At 38.9% G+C, this 18,883-nt stretch carries 14 protein-coding genes and 2 tRNA genes; 7 read left to right on the forward strand and 9 right to left on the reverse strand.

Annotated features, from left to right (window positions below; translation table 11 throughout):
• The first annotated feature begins 133 nt into the window (after positions 1–133).
• The 3 genes from gldJ (at position 134) to BXY75_RS14880 (ending at position 4,270) form a co-directional block, all read left to right on the forward strand.
• Complete coding sequence (gene gldJ / locus BXY75_RS14870) at positions 134–1,810, forward strand: gliding motility lipoprotein GldJ (RefSeq protein ID WP_121908563.1); 1,677 nt, start codon at positions 134–136, stop codon at positions 1,808–1,810.
• Positions 1,811–1,881: 71 nt separating this feature from the next.
• Positions 1,882–3,162 carry a UDP-N-acetylmuramoyl-tripeptide--D-alanyl-D-alanine ligase gene (locus tag BXY75_RS14875; RefSeq protein ID WP_121908564.1) on the forward strand — a complete coding sequence of 427 codons (1,281 nt, stop codon included), beginning with the start codon at positions 1,882–1,884 and terminating at the stop codon, positions 3,160–3,162.
• A 211-nt stretch (positions 3,163–3,373) separates the two neighbouring features.
• On the forward strand, positions 3,374–4,270 hold the full coding sequence (locus BXY75_RS14880) for a mechanosensitive ion channel family protein (RefSeq protein WP_121908565.1): 897 nt from the start codon (positions 3,374–3,376) through the stop codon (positions 4,268–4,270).
• An 85-nt stretch (positions 4,271–4,355) separates the two neighbouring features.
• Here BXY75_RS14880 and BXY75_RS14885 read toward each other — a convergent pair.
• A tRNA-Val gene (locus tag BXY75_RS14885) sits at positions 4,356–4,430 on the reverse strand.
• A gap of 198 nt (positions 4,431–4,628) precedes the next feature.
• Here BXY75_RS14885 and BXY75_RS14890 point away from each other — a divergent pair.
• Positions 4,629–4,706, forward strand: a tRNA-Val gene (locus BXY75_RS14890).
• Between the two features lie 43 nt (positions 4,707–4,749).
• Here the strand turns inward: BXY75_RS14890 and BXY75_RS14895 are convergent.
• From BXY75_RS14895 to BXY75_RS14930, 8 genes are all read right to left on the reverse strand, one after another.
• Positions 4,750–5,922 (reverse strand): bifunctional folylpolyglutamate synthase/dihydrofolate synthase, encoded by a 1,173-nt coding sequence (locus tag BXY75_RS14895; RefSeq protein WP_394347379.1) that lies wholly within the window; start codon positions 5,920–5,922, stop codon positions 4,750–4,752.
• Between the two features lie 50 nt (positions 5,923–5,972).
• On the reverse strand, positions 5,973–8,468 hold the full coding sequence (locus tag BXY75_RS14900) for a T9SS type A sorting domain-containing protein (RefSeq protein ID WP_121908567.1): 2,496 nt from the start codon (positions 8,466–8,468) through the stop codon (positions 5,973–5,975).
• 58 nt (positions 8,469–8,526) lie between these two features.
• Positions 8,527–9,348 carry an energy transducer TonB gene (locus BXY75_RS14905; RefSeq protein ID WP_121908568.1) on the reverse strand — a complete coding sequence of 274 codons (822 nt, stop codon included), beginning with the start codon at positions 9,346–9,348 and terminating at the stop codon, positions 8,527–8,529.
• A 198-nt stretch (positions 9,349–9,546) separates the two neighbouring features.
• Positions 9,547–9,939, reverse strand: coding sequence for an ExbD/TolR family protein (locus tag BXY75_RS14910; RefSeq protein ID WP_121908569.1), 393 nt, complete (start codon positions 9,937–9,939; stop codon positions 9,547–9,549).
• The gene (locus tag BXY75_RS14915; RefSeq protein ID WP_121908570.1) at positions 9,939–10,640 is read right to left on the reverse strand and encodes a MotA/TolQ/ExbB proton channel family protein; all 702 of its coding nucleotides are present in this window, start codon (positions 10,638–10,640) and stop codon (positions 9,939–9,941) included. The genes BXY75_RS14910 and BXY75_RS14915 overlap by 1 nt, the downstream gene beginning before the upstream one ends.
• Before the next feature lie 47 nt (positions 10,641–10,687).
• Positions 10,688–12,067: a sodium:proton antiporter NhaD gene (nhaD, locus tag BXY75_RS14920; protein WP_121908571.1), complete on the reverse strand. Its 1,380-nt coding sequence runs from the start codon at positions 12,065–12,067 to the stop codon at positions 10,688–10,690.
• A gap of 44 nt (positions 12,068–12,111) precedes the next feature.
• Positions 12,112–13,338 (reverse strand): Glu/Leu/Phe/Val dehydrogenase dimerization domain-containing protein, encoded by a 1,227-nt coding sequence (locus BXY75_RS14925; RefSeq protein WP_121908572.1) that lies wholly within the window; start codon positions 13,336–13,338, stop codon positions 12,112–12,114.
• Positions 13,339–13,503: 165 nt separating this feature from the next.
• Complete coding sequence (locus BXY75_RS14930; RefSeq protein WP_121908573.1) at positions 13,504–14,556, reverse strand: anhydro-N-acetylmuramic acid kinase; 1,053 nt, start codon at positions 14,554–14,556, stop codon at positions 13,504–13,506.
• 217 nt (positions 14,557–14,773) lie between these two features.
• On the opposite strand from BXY75_RS14930, the gene BXY75_RS14940 reads away from it, so the two are divergent.
• From BXY75_RS14940 to BXY75_RS14950, 3 genes are all read left to right on the forward strand, one after another.
• The gene (locus tag BXY75_RS14940; RefSeq protein WP_121908575.1) at positions 14,774–15,916 is read left to right on the forward strand and encodes an acyl-CoA dehydrogenase family protein; all 1,143 of its coding nucleotides are present in this window, start codon (positions 14,774–14,776) and stop codon (positions 15,914–15,916) included.
• A gap of 516 nt (positions 15,917–16,432) precedes the next feature.
• Positions 16,433–17,773, forward strand: a complete 1,341-nt coding sequence (locus BXY75_RS14945) for a microtubule-binding protein (protein WP_121908576.1) — start codon at positions 16,433–16,435, stop codon at positions 17,771–17,773.
• A 55-nt stretch (positions 17,774–17,828) separates the two neighbouring features.
• Positions 17,829–18,881, forward strand: a complete 1,053-nt coding sequence (locus tag BXY75_RS14950; protein ID WP_121908577.1) for a hypothetical protein — start codon at positions 17,829–17,831, stop codon at positions 18,879–18,881.
• Positions 18,882–18,883 lie beyond the last annotated feature (2 nt).

An 18,883-nucleotide genomic window follows, 5' to 3' on the forward strand; every position in this document is an offset into this window, starting at 1 on the left:
AAAAGTAATACGTTTGCACTTGTGTTAGTGGTAAAAAGAACTTAAACCTAACATTGCATTATTATTAAAATATTATTGCTTTTTTACCGTTAATCACTATATTGCGAACCCAATTTTTTTCATAATTTATACTATGAACTTGAACAAAACCCTAATTCTACAGCTATGCCTTGCATTGGCGGCAACTATCTTTTTAGGTAGTTGTAACAAATCCAGAGATTACAAAGACAGCTCCAGAGCTACCGGATGGAAGATGAACTCTAAAGAGGGAGGTTTCCAATACAATCCGAAAGCGAAAGAACAAGAAACCGGCCCGGGACTTATGTTCATTGAAGGCGGAACTTTTACAATGGGTAGAGTACAGGATGATCCTATGCATGACTGGAACAACAGCCCTAACCAACAACACGTTCAGTCTTTTTACATGGATGAAACAGAAGTAACTAACCTAATGTACCTCGAGTATTTAGATTGGTTAAAGAATGTTTTCCCTCCATCGGATGAAAATTACAGAAGAATTTACGAAGGCGCTTTACTCGATACTTTGGTATGGAGAAATCGTTTAGGATACAATGAAGTGATGACCAACAACTATCTTCGCCACCCCGCCTATGCAGAATATCCTGTAGTAGGAGTTAGCTGGGTTCAAGCGGTAGAATTTAGTAACTGGAGAACAGATAGAGTAAATGAACTTATTCTTGAAGACGAAGGAATCACTACTAGAAATGCTCGTTATGAAGTGAAACCGGGTGAAACTTTCAGCACTGAAACTTATTTAAATGCCCCTACTTTGGCTTACGGAGGAAATGACTCTATTACCAGAGGTGGAAAACGCTCTCAAGGTATTGCTAAGAAAAGTAAGGACAGTACGGGACTTTATATCCAAAGAAAAGATGGATTATTAATGCCTTCTTATCGTCTTCCTACCGAAGCAGAATGGGAATATGCCGCTTTAGGACTTGTTGGACTTAGAAACTACAATGTTTACAGAGGTAGAAAAAAATATCCTTGGGATGGGCAATATACTCGTTCTAATAAAAGAAGAACTCGTGGTGACCAATTAGCTAACTTTAAACAAGGTGATGGTGATTACGGTGGAATTGCCGGATGGAGTGATGATGGTGCCGATATTACCGCTCAAGTAAAATCGTACGAGCCAAATGACTACGGATTATATGATATGGCTGGAAATGTTGCCGAGTGGGTTGCCGATGTATACCGACCAATAGTAGACGACGAATTCAACGATTTCAACTACTATAGAGGTAATGTTTATACCAAAAACGCCATTGATAAAGATGGAAAGGTAAAAGTTGTTACTTCAGATTCTATAGTTTTCGACACCTTGAGTAATGGTAAAATTGTTGCTAGAAACTTGCCTGGTGAAATTTTACAGGTTCCTGTAGATGAAAATGAAACTTATTTAAGAACAAACTTCTCCGATAGTGACAACCGTGACTACAGAGATGGAGATAAGCGTTCTACACGTTACTACCAATCTTTTGGTGAAGATGATGGAAATGAAATAGACGAAGGAAAAAGAATGTACAATTCTCCAACACACAAAGTATCTGCAGATAGTACTGGACATTTAGATCGTACTTTCGATAAGTCATCAAACAGAACAACCTTAATCGATAACGAAGTTAGAGTATACAAAGGTGGTTCTTGGAGAGATCGTGATTACTGGTTAGACCCGGCGCAAAGAAGATATTTCCCACAAGATATGGCTACAGACTATATCGGATTTAGATGTGCGATGTCTCGTGTAGGTTCAAAAACCAAAAACGGTAAACGCCCAAGAAACTAAAAACAATATTGAATAAATTTAAAACCCTCCTTTGCAAATCGCAGCGGAGGGTTTTTTAGTATATTTATTTTATGAAGATAGAAACCTTGCATCAGCATTTTCTGGAAAGCACCGGTATTTGTACCGACACCAGAAAAATCACAAAAGGATGTATATTCATTGCTTTAAAAGGAGACAATTTTAATGGCAATAAATTTACACACGAAGCATTAAAAAAAGGAGCTTATAAGGTAATTATTGATGAAATAGGCTATCATAAAAACACTGGAGAAACCATACTGTGTGCGGATAGTTTAACTCTGTTACAAAAACTTGCAGGTTATCATCGAAGTTACTTAAATATCCCAATTATCGCATTGACGGGCAGTAATGGTAAAACCACTACCAAAGAACTTATTAACGCAATCCTGAGTGAGAGTTTTAATACCGTTGCCACTAAAGGAAACCTCAACAACCATATAGGCGTTCCTCTTACACTGCTTTCTATGGATACATCCACAGAATTAGGTATTGTTGAAATGGGCGCTAATCATATAGGAGAAATTGCACAATTGTGTAAAATTGCAAATCCTGATTATGGCTATATCACAAATTTTGGGAAGGCGCATTTGGAAGGCTTCGGAAGTATGGAAGGTGTTATTCAAGGTAAAACGGAACTCTACAAACACCTAAAAGCGAACAACAAAAGTGTTTTCATTAACAACAATGATCAATTACAAATATTAAATTCCAAGGATATTCAGAAAATAGTCTTCGGAAAAAATGATGGTGATTATCTTATACAGTTGAAAGAGGCTTCGAGCAAACTGCTTGTTCATTTTGAAGGTATTGATATGCAAAGTAATTTAATAGGACTTTATAATTTCCACAATATCGCTGCAGCAATTGCAATAGGTGCTTTTTTTAAGGTCTCTTCGGAAAAAATTAAACATGCAATCGAAGCATTAGTGCCAGATAATAACCGTTCGCAACTTATAGAACAAGGAACAAATAAGATTATTCTGGATGCCTATAATGCCAATCCAACAAGTATGATGGCAGCTCTAGAAAACTTTGCTCAATCTGAAGGTACTCCTAAAATCCTCTTCTTAGGGGATATGTTCGAAGTGGGTGCAGATGCCCTGAAAGAACATCAAGCCATCGTTGATTTTATTGAGACCTCAATTTTTGAGAAGGTATTTCTAATTGGGAAAACCTTCTCAAAGACAAGTGGTAAAAATGTATCTATTGTAAGATTTGAAAGCTTCGAAGCAGTTTCCGAAGCATTAAAAACTAGTTCTATAATGAACAGCTACTTATTAATAAAGGCCTCGAGAGGAATGGCACTCGAGCGTATATTACCCTTATTGTAATTCGTTTGTTGGACATATTAGCAGTTACTTGTAGGATTATCATTTTTAGATATTCAGGCTATTAAAAACTGTTAATACGCCCTACATTCAAGTTAAAGGCTGTTAAAGCACTTCAAAAAATTTAAAAATCACTTATTTTAGGCTCGAGATGGTTTATCTTTTAAGACGAAGTGCCTTAAGAACAAATAACCGCTCTTAAACAACCAATTATATGAACGATAAAATTACCAATTCATTTCAAGACATTACCGATAAATTATGGGGTTGGCTTTCCGGTTTGATAGAAAATCTGCCCAACATTGGGATTGCTATTCTTGTGCTTGTAATCGCATATTTCCTTTCAAAATTTATAAGTAAAACTGTAAAGAAGATAGCAGGAAAATATGTCAGCCAGGAGTCAATCACCAAACTTATTGCCAGAGCTGTAGCGGTAGTGGTAGTTTTAGGCGGACTCTTCTTAGCTTTAGGAGTACTTAATTTAGGAAAAGCTCTCAGTGCAATTCTAGCAGGTGCAGGAATTTCAGGACTTGTAATAGGCTTAGCCATGCAAGGCACATTGTCGAATACGTTTTCAGGAATAGTGCTGTCTTTCAGAAAAAACATCCGAATAGGTGATTGGGTGGAAACAAACGGGTTTACTGGTGAAATAATGGATATTAACCTGAGTAATTTTGTTTTAAAAGAACCGGATAACAAATTAGTGCTTATCCCTAATAAAACAATTCTCGAAAATCCTTTGAAAAATTACAGTCTTACGCCTAAGATGCGAATCATCATCGAATGTGGTGTAGGATATGAAATGGATCTTGAAAAAGTAGAAAAGATTACAAAAGAAACAATCGCGAAAACTTTTGATACAGTTAATAGCCCCGATGAAGTAGAATTCTTCTACACAGAATTTGGCGGTAGTTCAGTGAATTTCATTTGCAGATATTGGGTGGAGGCCACAAGAGGAAAGGAAAAATTACATTTAAAGAGCGTTGGTATGAAGGCGATAAGAAAAGCATTCAACGAAGCGGATATCAATATACCATTCCCTATTAGAACATTGCAATTTGATAATAAGCTTTCGCTTCAAAACAATTCAGGCTCTCAAGAGCATGAATAAATTATACTAAATAAAAATCCGGATGCTCGAGGCTCCGGATTTTTCATAGAAATAAAGCTGACAAAGGCTTTATTCTTCTTCAATGTGGGTCATACTGGATTCGAACCAGTGACTTCTACCTTGTCGAGGTAACACTCTAAACCAACTGAGTTAATGACCCTTTTCTTCGCAATACACTAAATTACAGCTTTAATTCACTCATTATCTGAGCTATTAAAAGCTACAACCAAAGTACTAATTATGGTGGATTAAAAGTAAAGAACGACCATGAAAAGAATTATAAAAAAAAGTGATTATTTTCATGATAATAGTTTGCGGAAAATAAAAACTACCTTATATTTGCCACCGCTAACAATAAGGGCGATTAGCTCAGCTGGTTCAGAGCACTTGGTTTACACCCAAGGGGTCGGGGGTTCGAACCCCTCATCGCCCACCACATAAATCCCGAATAACCTTCGGGATTTTTTTATGCCCATATTTTACAAAACTTCAGCCACTACAAAAGTACTGCCGCCTACAAATATCAGGTCGTTTTTATCTGCCTGCCTTAGCGCATTTTTATAAGCAGTCATTACCGACAAATATACTTCCCCTTCCAAACCAAATTCGGATGATACTTTACAGAGCCACTGAACGTCCATTCCTCTTGGAACATCTGGCCGACAGAAATAATAGGTTGCTTCCTTTGGAAATAAAGATAAGACCGAACTAAGATCCTTATCATCCACTGCACCTAATACGATATGAAGATTTTTAAATTTTTCGCTTTTCAATTGCTCCATCACTAACTGCAAACCTTCTCTGTTATGAGCTGTATCACAAATTACTTTAGGTTCTTGATTTAATTCCTGCCATCGTCCTTGTAAGCCTGTATTTTTAATTACATTCTTTAGTCCTGTAACCACAGCTTTCTCTGGCAGGTTCCATCCTTTCGTCCTCATAACTTCCAATGTAACCAGCACTGTTTTTTTGTTCATTTTCTGGTATGCTCCTTTTAAATCGGAATTATAATCTTCAGTTTTCTTGTCCTGAGCGTAGATAATTTGAGACTTATTTCGCTTAGCTATGGCCGAAAAAACTGGTGCCGTTTCCGGCTGCGTTTCACCTATCACTACCGGCACTCCCGGTTTTATTATCCCTCCTTTTTCTGAAGCAATCTGCGATAAACTGTCGCCTAAAAAACGTGTATGATCTAAACCAATATTGGTAATCACAGAAACCTCCGGCATGATAACGTTGGTACTATCCAATCTGCCTCCTAATCCAACTTCAATAATTGCAATATCTATTTTTTCACTTTTAAAATAATCAAACGCCAAACCAACGGTCATCTCAAAAAACGATAATTGATTTAATTCGAAGAAAGGCATATTGTGCTTTACAAAACTACTTACTTTTCGTTTTGGAATCATCTTGCCATTTATCATGATTCGTTCCCTGAAATCCTTTAAATGTGGGGAAGTATACAAACCTACCTTATAGCCGGCCTCTTGAAACACAGACGCCAACATATGACTCGAAGACCCCTTCCCGTTGGTTCCTGCCACATGGACCGACTTAAATGCATGCTGCGGGTCGTCAAGATAACCTAGCAACTTTATAGTATTGTCGAGATTTGCCTTATAAGCAGCCTGTCCCATGCGTTGATACATGGGCAACTGAGAAAAAAGCCATGCTATGGTTTCTGAATATTTGATATCGATTATTTTTTAACGATCAATTTTTTAACTGTCCTGGAGTTTCCATTAGAAATATGTACAAAATATACTCCCGATTGCATAGATTGAAGTGAAAACTGAAGATTGTTTTTATCTTCGGAAAAAAGTTCGCTGCTTATTTTTCGCCCTAATTGATCATAAAATGAAACTTGCAAGTCTCCTGTAAGATCCCCTATGGCTAAATTCACTAATTCTGAAGCAGGATTAGGATACATTGAAATTGTTTCAGCCAAATCTGAATTCGCTACCGACAATACATCTTCAGAGATATCTAATTTATAGATTGAACGTCCATAGGTGCCAATATAGAGATATTCCGAAGCCTCATGTATATGCATATCATTCACGACCACCGATGGTAAATTTTCACCTATCACTTGCCAGTTATTCCCTTCATCTGTCGTTCCTAAAACACCAATATCGGTTCCTATAAATAGATTTCCGAAGCTATCTTCCAAAATATCATTCACAGGTATATCGGGAAGTCCGGTCGAAATATCGATCCAATTGGAACCATTGTCGCTACTTTTATAAACATGGCCGGTATCCTCTCCATATCTATAACCCGAATAGGTAACATAAACAGTATTTAGTTCATCTCTCGATGCAAACACCTTTGTCACCCAGCGATTTGGAAGTGTTGAAGAAATGTTGTTCCAATTATTACCCCCATCCAAAGTAACCCAAACGTTTCCATCGTCCGTACCTACATAAATCATATTGCTATCAAGGGTCGAAACATCAATGCTAGTGATTGTACCGTAGCTAAGATTTCCGGTATGTGGCCCGTCTGATAAATCCGGACTTATCGCGTTCCAAACTCCTGCGGCATTCGTGGTTTGAAATAAGCGTTGGGTACCATAATACAAAATTTGTGAATTAGCGGGATCCATTGCGATTGCTGTGTCCCAATTATTTCGGTCTCCTGAAGGTATTCCATTTGTAGCCCCTGAAAATCCATTTCCATTATTAACCGATTTTCCTAAATTACCATTTTGAGAGAGTGCGTAAATCACGTTAGTATTTGCGTGGTCTACCAAAGGTTGAAAACCATCACCGCCATAAATCGTATTCCAATCTGCCATACCGCCCGTGGTAGTTCTTATGGTACTATTATCTTGAGACCCACCATAACGTTTTTGATCATTTTGAGCATCTATGTGAATGCGATAAAACTGTGTAATTGGTAAATTATCAATTTTTACGGAGGCAGATCCGTTGTTTGTACTTTTATACAAACCTCCATCATTACCTAATAAGACTTCATTTTGCGCCTGTGTATTAAACGCCAACGCATGTTGGTCTACGTGTACACCAGGAAATGCTGTCGACCAGTTTGCGCCTCCATCAATGGATTTTTGAACTACAAAATCTACATTATAAATAACATCTTCATCAGTGGGATCTACATAGATTCCTCTAAACCACCAGTGAAAGCCAACGTTGTTCAACTGACTCGAATTCATCTGTATCCAGGAATCCCCACCATCTGCAGTTCTATAAACACCCGAAATGCTTCCGTTGGCATCCAAATAGCGTGTATATAAAACATTAGGATTCGATTGTGAAATATCGATACTAATTCGGCCTTTAGCTGCTGTTGTTGGTGGTAAACCATTGTTCAATTCGGCCCATGTTTCTCCTCCATCTGTTGAGCGGTAAAGTCCGGATGTCACTCCTCCGTATTGTCTGTTATTAGGACGCCTAATTCGCTCCCAACTTGCTGCGTACACAATATCTCCATTTGATGGATGCATAGCCATATCAATAATCCCTGTAGAATCGCTCACAAATAATTTCTGTTCCCAGCTTGTACCACCATCGGTTGTTTTATAGACACCTCGATTGACATCATTTCTGAAGAGTGGTCCCATGGCACCTACTATAAGGGTATTTTCATCATTTGGATCTATGAGCACTTTCCCAATACTACCAACATTTTCAAGGCCTTTAGCAGCCCAACTAATTCCACCATCGTCACTTTTAAACATCCCGTTTCCATCATAGGCTAAAGAACCTCCGCCTGCGTTTACCTCACCCGTTCCTACCCAAATGATAGCTGTATCGTTTTTAGAAATTTCCATATCTCCAATCGAAAGCATCGATTGTTCATCAAAAATAGGATTCCAGGTAGCACCTGCATCTGTTGTTTTAAAAATTCCTCCGGAAGCAGCGCCTACATAATATGTTTCTGCTTGGTCAATAGGTATTTCAATATCGGTGATACGTCCCCCAACATTAGTAGGTCCGGCAAACTCCCATAAAACAGCTGTCCCGCCTCGTTGTGCCAGTTGTTTTTTCCATTGAATTGCCTCTGCATAAGCGGCTGTATTGAGTTCTCCTGTTGGATATGCCCGCTGCATAAACATAATATCATGAGGTGTTTTTCCAATTTTATCGGTTGTGATTTTCTCTTCGGAAGAAGGATTACATGAGATTATTGATAGTAAGAAAACGGAAAGCAGTAATAATCGAAGCATAGTATCTGGATTAGGTCAATAAAGATACTTAAAAATTAGGATGGAATTTTGATAGATTTTAATCTGAAAGACTGAACTTATAGATAATTTTTCCAATCTGTTTAGCAGGTGCTTTGTCATCGCTATTGAAGCGAGTTGCTAAGGCCGCTCTTTTGGCAGGTTCTAACAGGCATTTGGTGTTGTTCGTGGTTCCACGAACTCCAGCTGTGGCGCTTGTTACTTTACCATTGCGATCAACCTCTATACTTACCACCACGGTACCAGCCTCATTACAGTCTTGAACAAACTTTTCTTTGTTCAGGGCTTTACGACCACCTAATAAGTAATTACCATCGCCGTCCAGTCCTTTTCCAGTTCCGTAGTAGCTCTTGGCATTGGGATCACCGTCTGGATTTCCCTTATCACCTGGCTTATCGTCATTTCCTTCTCCGCCCTTGGCAGTTCCGTCACTTTTTGGACCGTTGATTAAGCTTGATAATGCGTCACTGGTAGTTTTATCTGGTTGGGGATCCGGCTTTTTAGGTGGATCTTTCTTTGGCTCCACCTTTTTCGGAGTTTCCACTTGCTTTTTGGTTTCCTTTTCTTTCTTTATAACCGGAGCATCTTCGTTGTCTTGAGTAACTACTTCTTCTTTAATTTCAGCTTTGGGCTGAGATACCGGTTCCGGCTCGCTTTGCTTGGGCGCCGATTTTATCGCTTCGGTAGGTTGAATGTTTCCTGTTCCGGTTTCGGTGGTTCCAAAATTAACCGCAATTCCCTGCTCCAATGGAGGATCTAAGTATGTAAGTCCGAAATAAAACAACAAAAGTAGTATAATCACGTGTAAGACTACCGTGATCGTCATGCTCTTCTTTTTATGTTTTGTATCTAAAAGACTCATTATAAATTATCAATGTTCAATTCTCAATTCTCACTAAAACTTTCTGCGTTAGGGATAGTAACGGCATCCTTTTTCTGTCGCCGGTTTTTAGTCTGTCAGCCCAACATAATTCTACAATTTAGTTGAGGCAGCAGAAAAAGATAAAGTGGATAGCCCGACCCTAAAGTGAGCTGCGCTCTACTTTAGGTCGCCCTAAAATTAATTCGGTCGAACCGCTAAAACAACTTTAAAATGATTTCTATTGGCTATATCCAATACAAATACTGCATCTTCAATAGGAACTCCTTCTTCTGCTCTTAATATAAGCGTTGGTTCCTCTTGTCCGGCCAGAGAACTTATCAACTCCTTTTCGAGAGTGTATTCTGTAACTCTTTCCTTATTTACATAGTAGGCACCATCTTTAGTAATACTCACTGATGCCTTTTGAACGTTCGTACTCTTTCCTTTCGCCTTTGGTAAGATGAGATCTAACGCATCTGGCGTTATCGCAGGAGAGGTTAACAAAAAGAACACCAACAACAGAAATACGATATCTGTCATTGAGCTCATGCTAAACTCTGCACTTACTTTATTTCTACCTCTTAAATTCACTAGACAGGTTCGTTTAAAATATCAAGGAAATCGACTGCTGTGGCTTCCATTTGGTGCACCACTTTATCTGTTTTTACAACTAAATGATTGTAACCCATATACGCTATAATCCCTACAATTAGACCGGCTACAGTGGTTGTCATCGCTGTATATATACCTTCTGCCAGCGATCCCATTTCGGCTTGACCACTACTAGTTGCCAATTGGTGAAATGCTAAAACCATACCAATTACGGTACCTAAGAAACCAATCATTGGTGCGGCGCCTGCGATTGTCGCCAAGATACTTACATTTTTCTCTAGTTTATAGACTTCTAATCTTCCTGCGTTTTCAATAGCAGTATTGATGTCTTCTAGTGGGCTTCCAATTCTAGAAATTCCTTTTTCAGTAAGTCTTGATACCGGACTATTTTGGGTTGCACACAGCACTTTCGCCGCTTGTACGTTTCCTGAAGCCACATTATCACGAATCTGATTCATAAAATTGCTATCCATTTTGGAGGCTGCTCTAATTGCAAATAACCTTTCGAAATAGATATAAACGGCAACGAAGAGTAAGACGAAGAGCACTCCGATAATGATCTGTCCGCCAAGACCTCCATTCATTAAGAGATCCATGATAGATAGTGTTTTTACTTCAGATACAGGTTCAAGATCTTGAACCGCATCTGTAACACCACCCTGTATTAAAAAGTTTAGCATAGGTTACTTTGGTTTTAGTGGATAACGATAATCGTTACTTTAAATTGTTATGTGTGATTAAATATGACTCTTTCAATCAATAGAAAGACTCCAGCTCCAGCAATAAAGCCTATAAATGCCAGCCAAGTTACTTTCTTAAGATACCAGATAAAGTCGATACGCTCCATTCCCATTGCTGCAACACCTGCAGCCGAACCAATGATAAGCATACTTCCTCCGGTTCCTGCAGAATAGGCGATAAAATGCCAAAGTACAGAATCGGTAGGCGAATCATACATACCCATCGAGGCAGCAACCAATGGTACATTATCAATAATGGCAGACAACACTCCTAAAAGTATTACCACAACATCCTGATTAGGTATAGCGCCCTGTAACAACTCTGCCAAGTAACGAAGAGTTCCTACTTCTTCGCCGTTAACAACGCCATATACCAAGCTTTCCAATCCGGCAACTGCCATTAAAATTCCAAGGAAAAATAGTATACTTGAGATTTCAATTCTTGACAATGCTTTATGTGCAGAATAAAGATGTCTTCTTTCTTTGCTGAAATCTTCTTCAGGGTGTATATATTCAGAAACTAACCAAACAACACCTAAAGCGAACATCATTCCTATGTAAGGGGGCAGGTGTGTAATGGTTTTAAAAACAGGTACGGAAACAATCATCCCTAATCCAAGGAATAACATTGTTTTACTACTTAGGAGTCGTTCTGCAACCTCATCTTCGGTCGTATCAACTTCAATTTCACCTTTAAAGGCAGGCAAATAACTAGCGATTACAAAAGGCACCACGAAACATACAATAGAAGGAATTACCACAAATTCAATAAGTCCCATGGCCGTAACATTGTCGGCAATCCATAGCATGGTGGTAGTAACATCACCAATCGGTGACCATGCACCTCCGGCATTGGCAGCAATCACAACCATAGCTGCATACCAAAGTCGCTCTTCTCTATTAACAATAAGTTTACGCAATAAAGTTACTAATACAATAGTCGCAGTAAGATTGTCTATAATTGCTGAAAGAAAAAAGGCAAGAATACCAATTATCCAAAGCAATCTTCTTTTACTTTTAGTTCTAACGGCGCCTTTTAATATTTCAAACCCACGATGCAGGTCGATAATCTCGACTATGGTCATCGCTCCGATTAGGAAGATGAGAATCTCTGCTGTCTTACCAAGGTGGTGCAATAGCGCATTTTCGAAACCTTCTTCGGCAGCTTCACCACCCGTGAGGAAGTTAAAGGCCCTTTCGTGTGTATCGATCACATCGAACCATCCGGCGTGAAATCCGACGGCAAGCACGGCCCATATTAAGGCAGCCATAATCAACGCAGGTACTGTTTTATCTAATTTTAAAGGATGCTCGAGCGTTATAGAAAGATATCCTATAACAAAAATTAAAATAATAATTGATTCCATAAATGTGAGATTATAAATTCAGCGACCTGGTTAGTGGTCTTATATTAAATGAGTTGTTTTAATGCAATTTCAAAAGCAGTATTGCTTATGTTTGTTTTAGTACTATTATTATCGAATGTATTCTGAATAGCGTTTTTAATAGTAATTGATGTATCATTAAATATAGCCTCATCTGTCATCTGCACTTTGCGCTCCATAAAATATGCAAACACTCGTGCCATACCACAATTACTAATAAAGTCGGGTATTAAACTAACACGGCTATCTGTGAATTCCATGATAGGTCCAAAGAATATTTCCTTATCCGCAAATGGTACATTGGCACCACAGCTAATTACCTCCAAGCCCGTATCAATCATGGTTGAAATCTGCTTCTTGGTTATTAATCTGGAAGCCGCACAGGGAGCGAAAATCTCACATTCTAAGTTCCAGACTTTTTCGTTTATTTCTTCAAAAGAGATCATATTGTCTGCTTTCAAGGTATTCCCATCTTTAGTGAGGAACATCGTTTTAATTTCTTCAAATGAAAAGCCGTCTTTATTTATAACGCCTCCTACCCGGTCTATAATCCCTACGATTTTAGCACCCATCTGTGCGAGGTAATATGCTGCGGCAGCTCCAACATTTCCGAAGCCTTGTACAATAGCACGTTTTCCTTTTATATCACCTCCGTAAATATCGTAATAATGGTGTACTGCCTCTGCTACCCCATAGCCGGTAATCATATCGGCAACTGTATACTTTCGCGAAACATCGGGCGAATAGTTTGTATTTTCCAACACTTTAATAACACCATGACGCAATTGCCCAATTCGGTTAATCTTATCTGCCTCATTTGGAGAAAAATGACCATTAAACACCCCTTCTTGAGGATGCCAAACCCCACTCTGCTCAGTAATTGGGATTACTTCGTGAATCTCATCTACATTTAAATCTCCACCAGTACCGTAATACGCTTTAAGCAAAGGAGAAACAGCCTTATACCATCGCTCTAAAACACCTTTTTTTCTAGGATCATTGGGATCGAAATTTATTCCCGATTTAGCCCCACCAATGGCAGGTCCTGAGACGGTAAATTTCACTTCCATTGTTTTGGCTAATGACAAAACTTCATTCATATCTAAGCCAATTCTCATACGAGTCCCACCTCCTGCGGCACCGCCTCGTAACGAATTTATTACCGTCCAGCCTTCGGCTTCGGTTTCTGGGTCATTCCAGTGAAAAACTATTTCGGGTTCTTTATTCTCGTACTTGGATAGAAGTTCTTTCATTAATTGGGTAAGTTAGAGCGCTTCCTTACTAAAGTTTAGAAGTGAATAGGCAAATATAAAAAATTGAATATGGGTTACGATTTATTTTATGTAAATTTTAAAGTTAGAGATAAAAAAAATGTTTTTGCTTTAAAATAATTGATGAGTAACTATAATCATACCTTATTACTTAAAAATTTCTCCACTCGAATGGTCCTTTGTTGCGCCTGTAACACTCGCCAAACAATTCACTTCATTACGGAGTTTTAAAACCCCTAGCAATCCAAATATAAGGGCTTCTTTAAATTCTATAATTTCCTCGGAAGGCATTACTAATACTAATTCTTGGTAAAACTTCACCCGTGAAAGCAAATAGTCATTATAAGTACCACCTCCGGTTACAAATACCGAAGCGCTCTTCGAAAACTGACTCGCCAACTGCATTGCGACATGCTCGGTAAAAGTAGTCAGGATGTCTTCTGAAACAAGCCCGGAAGCTTCCAATTTCGGAAAAATATGTTGCTGCACCCATTCTAATCCCAAGGATTTAGGAGGAGCATAATCATAGAATTCAATCGAGTTCAATTTTTCTAAAAGCACCTTCTCCAAAGTTCCGGATGCCGCTATTTCTCCGCCTTCATCATAAGGCTTTCCTAGTTTTTCAGCATAGAAATTTAAAACAATGTTCACCGGACAAATATCGTAGGCGATCCTTTTTGCCTCTTTTTCGAACGAACAATTCGCAAATCCGCCGAGGTTCAAGCAATAGTCATAACGAGAAAACAATAATTTATCACCAATCGGCACCAATGGCGCACCTTGTCCTCCCATAGACACATCCTGAACCCTAAAATCACAAACTACTTTTTGCCCAACAAGAGTTGCCAGTTGTGGCAAATTTCCAATTTGAAGGGTACGGCCGTTTTCCGGTTGATGTAAAATCGTATGCCCATGACTACACACTGCATCCAGCTCTTTAATTGCATATTGATCGATGAAACTTGTAATAACTTCGGAAAGATAAGAAGTATAGTCAATATTTAATTGCTGTAGTGCTACTTCAGAAAAAGTAACCGCCTCTTGCAATCTTCGTTTCCAATTGGTGGGATACGCAACTGTTTCCGAAGCCAAAATTTTAAAACTCCAACCTTCAGAAAGTGTGAAAATCACTTCACATAGGTCAATCCCATCTAGGGATGTCCCACTCATTACGCCGATTACGTGATATTCTTGCTTCAAATTAACCGTTCTTCATTTTAAGCTTGAAAGATACAATTCCGATGGCAAAAAACTTCTTCCAAATGCAGACAATTTCCGAATAACAGATAAAAATAAAAATGCGAATTATTAAAACCATCTTGTCTAGATTGAAATTCGGAATTTGCTTTTTGAGATTTATTAATTTAGAAGTACCTTTGCACCACTTTTTAAACAACATTTTAATTAGATTAAAACTATGGATTTCAGTCTTTCCGAAGAACACCTAATGATACGCGATGCGGCACGTGATTTCGCAAAAAACGAATTGCTACCCGGCGTTATCGAACGCGATAATCTACAGAAATTCCCAACCGAACAGGTTAAAAAAATGGGGGAACTTGGATTTCTTGGTATGATGGTTGACCCAAAATACGGCGGTGGCGGAATGGACACCATATCTTATGTGATTGTGATGGAAGAATTGAGCAAGGTTGATGCCTCCTGCTCTGTAGTTGTATCGGTGAACAACTCATTAGTATGCTACGGACTTGAAGCTTATGGAAACGAAGCGCAAAAACAAAAATACCTAACCAAATTAGCTACCGGACAATCAATTGGGGCGTTCTGTCTTAGTGAGCCGGAAGCCGGCAGTGACGCCACTTCACAACGCACAACAGCAATCGATAAAGGAGATCACTACATTCTAAACGGAACCAAAAACTGGATTACAAACGGGGGAACGGCAGACTTTTATTTGGTGATAGCTCAAACACATAAAGAGAAAAAACATAAAGGAATCAACGCCTTTATCGTTGAAAAAGGATGGGAAGGCTTCGAAATTGGACCTAAAGAAGACAAATTAGGAATTCGCGGTAGTGATACACACACCTTGAATTTCAACGATGTCAAAGTTCCTAAGGAGAATAGAATTGGCGAAGATGGCTTCGGATTCAAATTCGCAATGAAAACCCTTGCCGGCGGTCGAATTGGCATCGCTGCTCAAGCCCTTGGAATTGCAGCGGGAGCTTACGATCTTGCACGTGAATACAGTAAAGTACGTAAGACTTTTGGTACCGAAATCTGCAACCATCAGGCGATTGCTTTTAAATTGGCCGATATGCACGTAGAGATTGAAGCAGCGAGACATCTAGTGATGAAAGCGGCTTGGGACAAGGACCAAGGGAACGACTACACCATGAGTGGTGCTATGGCAAAATTATATGCTTCACAAGTGGCGATGGATACTTCAGTTGAAGCTGTACAGATCCACGGTGGAAACGGTTTCGTTAAAGAATACCATGTAGAACGTATGATGCGTGACGCGAAAATCACTCAGATCTACGAAGGGACTTCAGAAATCCAAAAGATTGTAATCTCAAGAGGATTATTGAGGGATTAATTCTGTTCAATATTTGTCATAAAGAATGACTTGAAAAACTATCCCCATGGGTTGTATTCGTTCCTAATTGAACAAAACATCCCCCTAACCCCCTTAGAAGGGGGAACAATTATTACTCTTTCCCTTTGGAGGGAAGGCTGGGAAGGGATGTTTGATCGAATAATTAACTAAATTTCATTTAGTCTCAAAAACATAAATTATTTATAAATCCGGCCATTTGGTCGGATTTTTTTATTTGGGCGACCCATGAAGTAGTCATGTATTGAGTTTTGCTCTACTTTAAGGCACTTCATGACCGCGCTATCCACTTTTACGCCGCCCCGCCTTCGGACGGGTTCGGGGTAACCGCTACTATCGCTTTCGCAAATTTTCATTATTCAACTTAATCGTAACAAAAAACGATCACATGAGACTAATAAATCAAAGCTTTTGAAATTTGGGTTTCCAAACTCATTTTTTTTGCCGAAATTGAAACTCCAAAAAAAATATTCATTCAACCTATAAACAGAACAAGCTATGTCTGATGATTTCGACTTATTAGAAACCGATTCCTCCTCCAAACAAGAAAAAGTAGATGTTAACTGGGGTAAAGCTGTAGACCAGATGAAGTCAAAGCTGGCGCAGGAAGACGATCCGGAAGTGCGTCAAAAAATATTGAATGCAACTCTCGATGATGTTGTAGGTATGGCCGAAAAAGATAGATCTTCCTTATTGGACGCTATAAAAGACCTTACTGATTACCAGGATGAAGTTGGAATCATATTCGAAAAATTCTCAACGCTGAATGCTGCAGAGCAAAAAATAATCGATTCAGCTCAAAAAGAACTTGAAAAAGAGAAGCGGGAACTGGAAGAGGCCGAAGCGGTTAAAGATAGCTGGTGGAACAACCTTTGGGGACGTAAAGCACGAATCCGTAAAAATATCGCCGAACTTGCCGAAGCACAGAAAGTAAGAGACGGTGCCGATATGAAGGCGAAGGCGATGTTTCAGGAACGAATCGAGAGTGCAGATGTACAAACGCTACTAAATGAACTTTCATTTAAGAGTCAGGCGGCAGTAACGCGCTTGAAGAATCGTGAGGTTGAAATTAAAGAAGTTGAAGATAAATTACAGGTGGCCATTGTTGAGGCGAGTAAAAATCACACAAAGGCGCTTGAAAAGAAAAAAGAAACTGAAGACAGTTTAGAGCAACAATACGCTTTACTAAAACAAGCAAGACAAGAACTGGAAGAAATATCCGACAAGCAATCAACGGATTATTCCGAAGCGATTGGAAAAATCACTACTATCGAACAGAAAGTTGAGGAGTTAGAAGGTTTAAAGAACGCCTATACCACACTTGCTGCCAGTAAGGATAGTTTTGTTCATAAGCACAACCTTACAATCAAAGTACTTACTTCTTTAAGAAGCAACCTACAAACACATAGGGCCAAACTTAAGAGTGATACCGACGAGCGCTTAAAATACTATGATGGTTATGTGGTAGCATTAAAAGCAAGAACCGATCAGGAATTTGCAGCTATACTTGAACATTTAGGTATTAAAACCGACGAACATATTGGACAGACGTTAGCGGCTATGCATACTGCTAGCGCAAAGGCGAGACAGGAAATGATGGATAATATTCCGGTACACGAAAAAGTGATGCAAGGAGTTTATGGAAGTTATGCTGAATCTTTGCAGGAAATCCGTGAAAAGGATAAGGAAATTCAGAAAAACTTTGCAGACCGATATGGTATTGACATGAAAGAGATCTTTGAAGAATATTATGCCACTGACGGCGGCGCTCCTAAAAAGGAAGAAGGAGAAGCTCCTAAATCGCCAAAACCAGCTGCGGAGGATGATCTTTTAGGGTAAAATGTAGGTCTCGACTGCGCCCGACCGGATAAGAAAATAATCTTTAAATCTAAAAATGTCTATTAATCACATCGTTACACCTCTAGACAGTGCTGTTCTGGAAACCAAGGAACAGTATAAGGTGTATTTCAAGATCGTTAATCACGCATTCAGTGAGTTGGTTGCCAAGATCTCTCAACATGATATCTGTACTGAGATGGAAGCTACATTTCTAGAGCAATATTGTGAGTTATTTATATATTCACTAGAGGCTTTCAGAGTTAAGTATTTGTTTGATGACGAAGAAAAAATGAAGGTAGATCTTACCGAATCCGGGTATCCAAATTATTTGGAATTCCGTTACCTTCTCAATGACCTTGAGCTTAAAAATGAACATATTAGTAAACTTCCGAAGGTAAAAGAACTAAAAATAGAGTTTCTTGAAACTTTAATAAAGGATAAAGAACCCATCTCCGAGCGGAAATTACATCAGGCGGCTTCCATTGTGTATTACAATTCGGTAGAACAGAGGTTTATTTTTAAGCGTTTTGTTCAAGGAAAGATCATCGCTAATCCAACTTCTTCAGAAGCCGAATTTCTTGTGAGTTGGTCTTTTTATGATGTTACTTACAACCGACCATTTATCTGTTTTATGTATTTCGATCTCCACAAAACAACGCTTTCAGAATATACCCACGAGATCTACAATCTACTGGAATCGGTAGCCGATAGAGACATGGATCTGGATATGATGGCGTATGCCGTAGATAAAAAGTTGCCGAAAGTCCTTCCGAAGCGATTCAAAAAAATAGACTTTGGACCCTTTCACAATGTATTTGCCAAGGATGAATTGGAGATTACACACGTAATTCTAAAAGCTATTATCGATAAGAATCTCGACCTATCAGCATTTGCATTATCCTTGAAAATTGATAGTATTTCATCAAAAGGAGATTTTTCGGAAGGGAACATTTTCAATAAACAACAGCTACAGATCTGGGAGGCTGCCAAGCCTGAAAAATACTTGTTCACTACACATCGAGTAATGCAAACCTTGTATGACCAGATTCCGGAAACAGTGAATGCTCTTACACAGCAACCCATTGAAATTGCCGATTTAAAACTATAAAA

This window comes from Ulvibacter antarcticus, from assembly GCF_003688405.1.
GTDB classification, from domain to species: Bacteria; Bacteroidota; Bacteroidia; order Flavobacteriales; family Flavobacteriaceae; genus Ulvibacter; species Ulvibacter antarcticus.